Raw genomic sequence first — 7,438 nt, forward strand, 5'->3', positions numbered from 1 at the left:
CGGTGAAGGCACGATTTCCCAGAAGTCAATTGACAAGCGAAGGAGCCCGGCATGAGCGTTACAAACCTGCGTCCCAACATCGATCATTGGTCCGAACGCGTGGACATGGCCGCCGCATTCCGCTGGACCGAACGGTTGAACATGCATGAAGGGGTGGCGAACCATTTCAGCCTTGCAGTGAACGAAGACGGCACGCAGTTCCTGATGAATGCCAATCAGATGCATTTCGCGCGTATCAAGGCGTCAAATCTGCTGCTGCTTGATGCCAATGACAAAGATGTCATGGACCAGCCCGGCGCACCGGATCCGACGGCTTGGGGGCTCCACGGATCGATCCACCGCCATTGCCCGCATGCGCGCTGCGTGATGCACGTGCATTCGATTTTTGCGACGGTTCTTGCCTCGCTGGCAGACAGCAGCTTGCCGCCGATCGATCAGAACACCGCAACTTTCTTCAATCGCTACGTAATCGATGAAGAATTCGGAGGTCTGGCTTTTGAAAGCGAAGGTGAGCGCTGTGCCGCGATGCTGTCGGACCCGAAAAAGAAAGTCATGATCATGGGCAACCACGGGGTTTTGGTGATCGGCGACAGTCCGGCAGATGCCTTTAACAGACTCTATTATTTTGAACGCGCCGCAGAAACGTACATTCGTGCTCTTCAAACCGGGCAACCTTTGCGCGTTCTGTCCGATGAGATTGCTGAGAAAACCGCGCAAGAGCTTGATGAATATCCCGGTCAGGCCGAAGCACATTTACGCGAAATCAAATCTGTTCTGGATGCCGAAGGCTCGGATTACGCAACCTGAAGCGCACTGTTAGGAGTTTCAGCCATGACCGATATACATGATGCAGAAGCCGCCCGATGGAATTACCGCCCCGAAGGGCCCGTCGGTTTGAACCCTTTGTTCAACTGGCCGCCGCGTCCTGCGGCTATCCTGAACTGGTACAAAGGGGCTTGGCTTCCCCTTACGTCGCTGACGCTTTGCATGGTGATGGCTTTTGCCGCCTATTTCGTGTTTTTACCTCCATTAGAGACCATGCAGAGTTTCGCGCCCGGCTGGATGTTCCGTATCTGGCTGCTGAACATGGTGCCTCAGATCATGATAGCAGGAGGTCTGCATTGGTGGCTTTACATGCGCAAAGGGCAGGGCATGTACAAGAAATTCGACCGGCGTGATCTGACACGTGACAATGGGTCGTTTACCTTTCGAAATCAGGTTTTGGATAACATCTGGTGGACGCTGGGAAGTGCGATGACTGTGGCGACGGTCTATCAGTGGCTGATCTACTGGGCGATGGCGAATGGCTATGCGCCAGTGATAACCTGGGCCGCGGCCCCCGTTTGGTTCGTGATCTGGATGCTTTTCATCCCGATGTGGTCAGGGCTTCATTTCTACTGGGTGCACCGATTGGAACATCACCCGAAACTCTACAAGCACGTTCATGCTGTGCACCATCGCAACGTCAATATCGGACCATGGTCAGGAATATCGAACCACTGGTATGAAAACCTTCTCTATTTCACCACCTACTTCATCCATCTGATTGTACCCTCGCATCCGCTGCATCTGCTGTTTCACGCCTACTTCCAGCAGATCAGCCCTGTACTGTCTCACTCGGGTTTCGAAAAGCTGAAGGCTGGTGAAACGGATGCCGCGCGGGCCGGGGATTTCTTCCACCAGCTTCATCACCGGTATTTCGAGTGTAACTACGGCACATCCGAGATTCCGTTCGACAAGTGGTTCGGCACTTATCACGATGGTTCAGCCGAGGCGACAACACGGACACGGGCTTTCAAGAAGCAGATGTATACTTAGATCACGAGGGCGTTCTGCCCCGCCGAGTTTTGCATAGGTCCGTATATGACCTACGCAGAGCTTTGGTCAGGTTTTCTCAAACAACGCGATCAAAGCGATGTCATCTTTGTTGGGGCCAGCAGCAAGATCGCCGTAAATCCGGACCTGCGTTAAAGATAAGTCTCTGATCTGATCCGCCTCGAGGCGGCGGAAGGTATCGGCGAACCCGAGCGCCTCAAAGTGTTTTGCGTTGATCGACAGGGCGAACTGCGCACCGTGGCGTGCGACACGCAAGAGCGCTGGCAAAACTTCTGGCCCAAGATGGCCATGGGTGAACGTTCCGGACGAGACGACACCGGCATAGCTGCCGCGTGGAACTGGCAGGCCCTGATTGAGATCGGCTTCGATCGCGTCGCGATAGATATCCTTGCGCATCGCCTCGTCCAGCATCTCGGCGCTGATATCGGTTGCGTCGATCGGACCCACGCCCAACCCGGCCAGAATCGCTCCGCATAACCCCGTGCCCGCGCCTACATCCAATACCGGGCCTTGTCCGCCTGCACCCACAAAAGCGCGCGCCGTGTGGTTGTGGAGTTGATAATCCTCAAGCGCTGCGAAACTGTCGTCATATTCCCCTGCCCATTCCGCATAAAGGCGCTTGTTCTCCTCGGGCGATTTCAGGGAGTAGGCTGCGTGCAAGTCAGGTGTCTTTTTGGTCATTTCTCAATGAATGCGCATCAGAGGATTCGAATCAAGTGCGTCCATCCGGCGCTTGCATCCACGTGCCGGGCAGATCATCAAAGGGACCATGACACAGACACTATTCTCCTTCGGCCACGGCTATTCTGCCCGAGCGATATCGAGGCAACTGGATCCAACCACATGGCGGGTCATCGGAACCACGCGTGATTCCAAGCAACTTGAGACAATCCGCGACTCGGGCGCCGAGCCTTGGGTCTGGCCGGGGGATCGGCCTGATCTGGATGGGGTGACGCATCTGCTTGTCTCTACAGCACCCACAGCCGATGGTGATCCGGTGCTGGCGGAATTGAAGGATGAGATCGCCGCGCGGATCGGACAGTTCAAATGGGTCGGCTACCTGTCGACGACGGCGGTATATGGGGATCACCAGGGAGGCTGGGTAGATGAGTCGACGCCCGCCACCCCGACGGCGGAGCGCGGCCGTTGGCGGGTGTGCGCTGAACAGCAGTGGCGCAGCATTCCGGGCCTTCCTTTGCATATCTTCCGTTTGGCGGGGATCTACGGGCCGGGTCGAGGACCGTTTTCGAAGCTCAGGCGCGGAGGGTTGCGGCGGATCATCAAGCCAGGCCAGGTGTTTTCGCGCATTCATGTTGACGACATCGCACAGGTTTTAATCGCGTCGATGGTCAAACCCAATCCGGGTGCGATCTACAATGTCTGTGATGATGAACCGGTGCCACCGCAGGATGTGATCGGCTATGCGGCCGAGCTGCAAGGTCTGCCGATGCCGCCTGCCGTTCCGTTTGATGAGGCTGATCTGACTCCGATGGCGCGCAGTTTCTACAATGAGAACAAGCGCGTTCGGAATGATCGGATCAAGGATGAACTGGGCGTCTCATTGCTCTATCCGAACTACCGTGTAGGGTTGGAAGCACTGATGCAGCATCAGAAGGATGCCACTTGATCACCGCGCCTTGCCAAGAAACCGGCACGGATTGTATGGGATTTCGATGAAAGACCGCTCTGTCCCGCTGAACATTACCGTTTCGACCCTGACCCGGCAGCGGCCCGAGATGCTGGCCGCTTTGATTCGAAGCTGGGGCGAGATGAAGCTGCCGCCCGACTGCTCGGTGCGATGTTTGGTAGTGGAAAACGACAGCGTAGCGCTCAGCGAAGGTACCGTGCAGGCAGTAGGGGAGAAGCTGCCTAATGGAGCAAGTCTGAACTATGTCCTTGAGACCGAACTCGGCATCCCGTTCGGACGCAACCGAGCCGCACGCGAAGCGTTGGAGAATGGCTCGGATCTGCTCTGTTTTGTCGATGATGACGAGGTGGTGGCGGTCGATTGGCTTGAACGGTTGGTCGCCGGGTATCGCAACAGCTCTGCCGTGCTAATGGGCGCTCCGCTTCGTGCGGCGGGGCCATCGGGGCAGGAGACCGCGATTCAGCGGCTGATGTTGCGCAATATCAGCAATCGTTACCTCGACAAGGAAAACGCGGCTGCAAAGAAAGCCACGTTGAACGGTACCGGTGGCGTGACCATCGTGACAAATAACTGGCTGGGCGAGACACGTCTGTTCAGCGAAACCGGCCTTTGGTTCGATGAAACCATGCGGATGACCGGCGGGACGGATGCAAAGTTTTATGCCGAGACCGTTGCTGCAGGCTTACCGGTCGGCTGGGTGCCCGACGCTTTTGTGTACGAGACCATTCCTCCCGAAAGGTTGTCATTCTGGTATCAGACCGCCCGGGGAAGGGACCAGTCCAACACCCATATGCGCCGTAAGCTTGATCAGAAGCCAACAAAGGCGATCTTGGGGTTTTTGAGCACCCCGTTTCGCTTGTTGGCGCTGTTAGGGGCAATCCTTCTGTTTCCGTTCCAACCAGATCGGCGATTGATCCAGATCGCCCGAACGGTTGGGTGGCTTGTCGGGGTATTGGGAATTCCCTTCGGCTATAAATCGGCCCTTTATAAGAAGGTCAGTGGCCACTGAATCTGGGCCGGTCAATCCGTTTTGCGCTAACTCAGTTCAGTCGTTTCATGCGCGGCCATCATCGTAAGCTTATTTGCGTCCACTCTCTCTCGTGCCCGACTTGCGAGGCACGGTGAAGCTTGGTGGTGCAATCGCAATCACGCGCTTCAGGGCCAGGCTGCGCGCAGATGTTCAAGTGATAGCTCTGGATTATCAATATCATCAAAAAACAAAACTTATATGAATGACTTGGATTTGCTAAATCTACACCCAAACAGAAAGAACGAGTCGTTAATGCTATTTCCTACAATGAAGGCAGGGCCGATCTGCGCGATCCCGCGTAACGCCCTTGCCAAGGACGAGCGCAAAAACACTCAAGACCCCTGTTTCTCGTTTCAAAGTTAACCGCGCGACGCACACATCTAGCCAGGACTGGAGATCGATATGGACGGAAGTGATACCCCCAACATGGGCAAATGCCCGGTAATGCATGGCGCCGAGGCCCGGTCCAACCGGGATTGGTGGCCGAACCAACTGAACCTGTCGATTCTGCATCAGCATAGCCCTGCATCGAACCCGATGGGCGAGACATTCGACTATGCCGAAGAGTTCAAGAAGCTCGACCTGAAGGCACTGAAGGAAGACCTCTATGCGCTGATGACGGATTCGCAAGATTGGTGGCCCGCAGATTATGGGCACTATGGCGGTTTGTTCATTCGTATGGCCTGGCACGCAGCGGGCACCTACCGCACGGCAGATGGCCGCGGTGGCGCATCGACCGGCAATCAGCGGTTCGCTCCGCTGAACAGCTGGCCGGACAATGGCAACCTGGACAAGGCGCGCCGTCTGCTTTGGCCGATCAAGCAGAAGTACGGCAACCAGATCTCGTGGGCTGACCTTTACATATTGGCGGGCAACTGCGCGATCGAATCCATGGGCGGTACAACATTTGGATTCTCCGGTGGTCGTGAAGACATCTGGGCACCCGAAGAAGACATTTATTGGGGTGCCGAGACCGAGTGGCTGGCCCCAACCGAGAACCCGCACAGCCGCTATTCGGGCGAACGTGATCTGGAAAACCCGTTGGCCGCTGTGCAAATGGGTCTGATCTATGTGAATCCCGAAGGTCCAGATGGTCAGCCAGATGCCTTGGCTTCAGGTCGCGATATTCGCGACACCTTTGGCCGAATGGCGATGAATGACGAAGAAACCGTTGCTTTGGTTGCGGGTGGTCACACCTTTGGTAAGGCCCACGGCGCCGGTGATCCCGGTCTTGTCGGTCCCGAACCCGAGGCCGCCCCGATGGAGGCGATGGGCTTTGGCTGGATCAACGACTTTGGCAGCGGCAAGGGTGATGATACCACCACCAGCGGCATCGAGGGTGCCTGGACCGCAAACCCGACCAAGTGGGACAACGGTTACTTCGACCTGCTGTTTGGCTACGACTGGAACCTGACCAAGAGCCCAGCGGGCGCATGGATCTGGGAACCTGTTGGGGTCAAGGAAGAGGACATGGCCCCGGCAGCGGGTGATCCATCGAAAAAGGTCAAGACTATGATGACCACCGCCGACATGGCGATGCGCATGGACCCGATCTATGGCCCGATCTCGAAGCGCTTCCACGAAAACCCGGACGAATTTGCCGATGCCTTTGCCCGCGCGTGGTTCAAACTGACCCACCGCGACATGGGTCCGCGTGCGCGTTATCTGGGAGCCGAGGCACCCAGCGAAGAGCTTATTTGGCAAGACAACGTCCCGGCCGTCGATCACGCGCTTATTGACGACGCTGATGTAGCCGATCTGAAAGCCAAGATACTCGCGACGGGATTGTCTGTCTCAGATCTGGTGTCGACCGCTTGGGCTTCGGCCTCGACCTTCAGGGGATCGGATATGCGTGGCGGTGCCAACGGTGCGCGCGTTCGTCTGGCCCCGCAGAAGGATTGGGAGGTCAACGAACCGTTGAAACTGTCCAAGGCGCTGGATGCGCTGGAAGGCGTTCAGAAAGCGTTCAATGACGCACAGTCTGGTGGCAAGAAGGTCTCATTGGCCGATCTCATTGTCTTGGGTGGTGGTGCTGCCATCGAAAAGGCAGCCAAGGCCGCAGGTCATGACGTTGATGTTCCCTTTAGCCCCGGCCGCACCGATGCTTCGCAAGAGCAGACGGATGTCGAGTCTTTCGCGGTGATGGAACCGATGGCGGACGGTTTCCGCAACTACCTGCACAAGGAATACTCGGTTCCGGCCGAGGCCCTGCTGGTAGACAAAGCGCAACTGCTGACGCTGTCGGCACCGGAGATGACTGCGCTTGTAGGTGGGATGCGTGTGCTGGGCACAAACTTTGACGGAACTTCTCATGGTGTGCTGACCGAACGGGTCGGCACGCTCAGCACCGATTTCTTCGTTAACCTGCTGGATATGGGCACCGAATGGAAACCATCCGGTGACGGCGTCTATGAAGGCCGCGACCGCGCAAGTGGTGACGTGAAGTGGACAGGTACCCGCGTGGATTTGGTCTTTGGGTCGAACTCGCAGCTGCGGGCACTGGCCGAGGTCTATGGTCAGGACGACGCAGGTGGCAAATTTGTCTGCGATTTCGTCTCGGCCTGGAACAAGGTGATGAACGCGGATCGTTTTGATCTGAAGTAACCCTATAACCAACGCAGTAAATTGCGCCGCCCGAGGAGAGTCGGGCGGCGTTTTCATGCGCCTGACTCAGGGCGCGTACCAAGCATTGGGTACGATTCCGCCGAGAGACTGTTCTTTCTCTTTCTATAAACCTCTTTTTTGTGAGTTCTCGGGAGGATTTGTTAAGCTAACCTGTTGTTTTTATTAAGGTGAAGAAGAAGGTGGTCGGAAATGTGAAGTTTTTTCAAATTGGGGGTTGCAGGTCCCAGACCTAATCCGTAAATACCCCTTCACCGGCGCTGCTGAGGTGCTGGGACGCGGTGGAAGCTGCGGAGACGCTC

Annotated in this window: 6 protein-coding genes; 5 read left to right on the forward strand and 1 reads right to left on the reverse strand. The window is 56.5% G+C overall.

What is annotated here, in order from left to right:
* The first annotated feature begins 51 nt into the window (after window positions 1-51).
* Both AC2TEM_RS04970 and AC2TEM_RS04975 read left to right on the forward strand, forming a co-directional pair.
* Window positions 52-807, forward strand: a complete 756-nt coding sequence (locus AC2TEM_RS04970) for a class II aldolase and adducin N-terminal domain-containing protein (RefSeq protein ID WP_170426232.1) — start codon at window positions 52-54, stop codon at window positions 805-807.
* Window positions 808-831: 24 nt separating this feature from the next.
* Entirely contained in the window at window positions 832-1,818 is a 987-nt protein-coding gene (locus AC2TEM_RS04975) for a sterol desaturase family protein (RefSeq protein ID WP_170426230.1), read from the forward strand.
* A gap of 66 nt (window positions 1,819-1,884) precedes the next feature.
* Here AC2TEM_RS04975 and AC2TEM_RS04980 read toward each other — a convergent pair whose 3' ends face one another.
* Window positions 1,885-2,517: a class I SAM-dependent methyltransferase gene (locus AC2TEM_RS04980; RefSeq protein WP_170426228.1), complete on the reverse strand. Its 633-nt coding sequence runs from the start codon at window positions 2,515-2,517 to the stop codon at window positions 1,885-1,887.
* Between the two features lie 88 nt (window positions 2,518-2,605).
* Here AC2TEM_RS04980 and AC2TEM_RS04985 point away from each other — a divergent pair, with 88 nt between their 5' ends.
* The 3 genes from AC2TEM_RS04985 to katG all read left to right on the forward strand — a co-directional run bounded on the left by AC2TEM_RS04985 (window position 2,606) and on the right by katG (window position 7,118).
* Entirely contained in the window at window positions 2,606-3,463 is an 858-nt protein-coding gene (locus AC2TEM_RS04985; protein ID WP_480856014.1) for an SDR family oxidoreductase, read from the forward strand.
* Between the two features lie 46 nt (window positions 3,464-3,509).
* Window positions 3,510-4,493, forward strand: coding sequence for a glycosyltransferase (locus AC2TEM_RS04990; RefSeq protein WP_170426224.1), 984 nt, complete (start codon window positions 3,510-3,512; stop codon window positions 4,491-4,493).
* Between the two features lie 423 nt (window positions 4,494-4,916).
* On the forward strand, window positions 4,917-7,118 hold the full coding sequence (gene katG, locus AC2TEM_RS04995) for a catalase/peroxidase HPI (RefSeq protein ID WP_170426222.1): 2,202 nt from the start codon (window positions 4,917-4,919) through the stop codon (window positions 7,116-7,118).
* The last annotated feature ends 320 nt before the right edge of the window (window positions 7,119-7,438 follow it).

The sequence above is a fragment of the Ruegeria sp. HKCCD3925 genome (assembly GCF_057221175.1).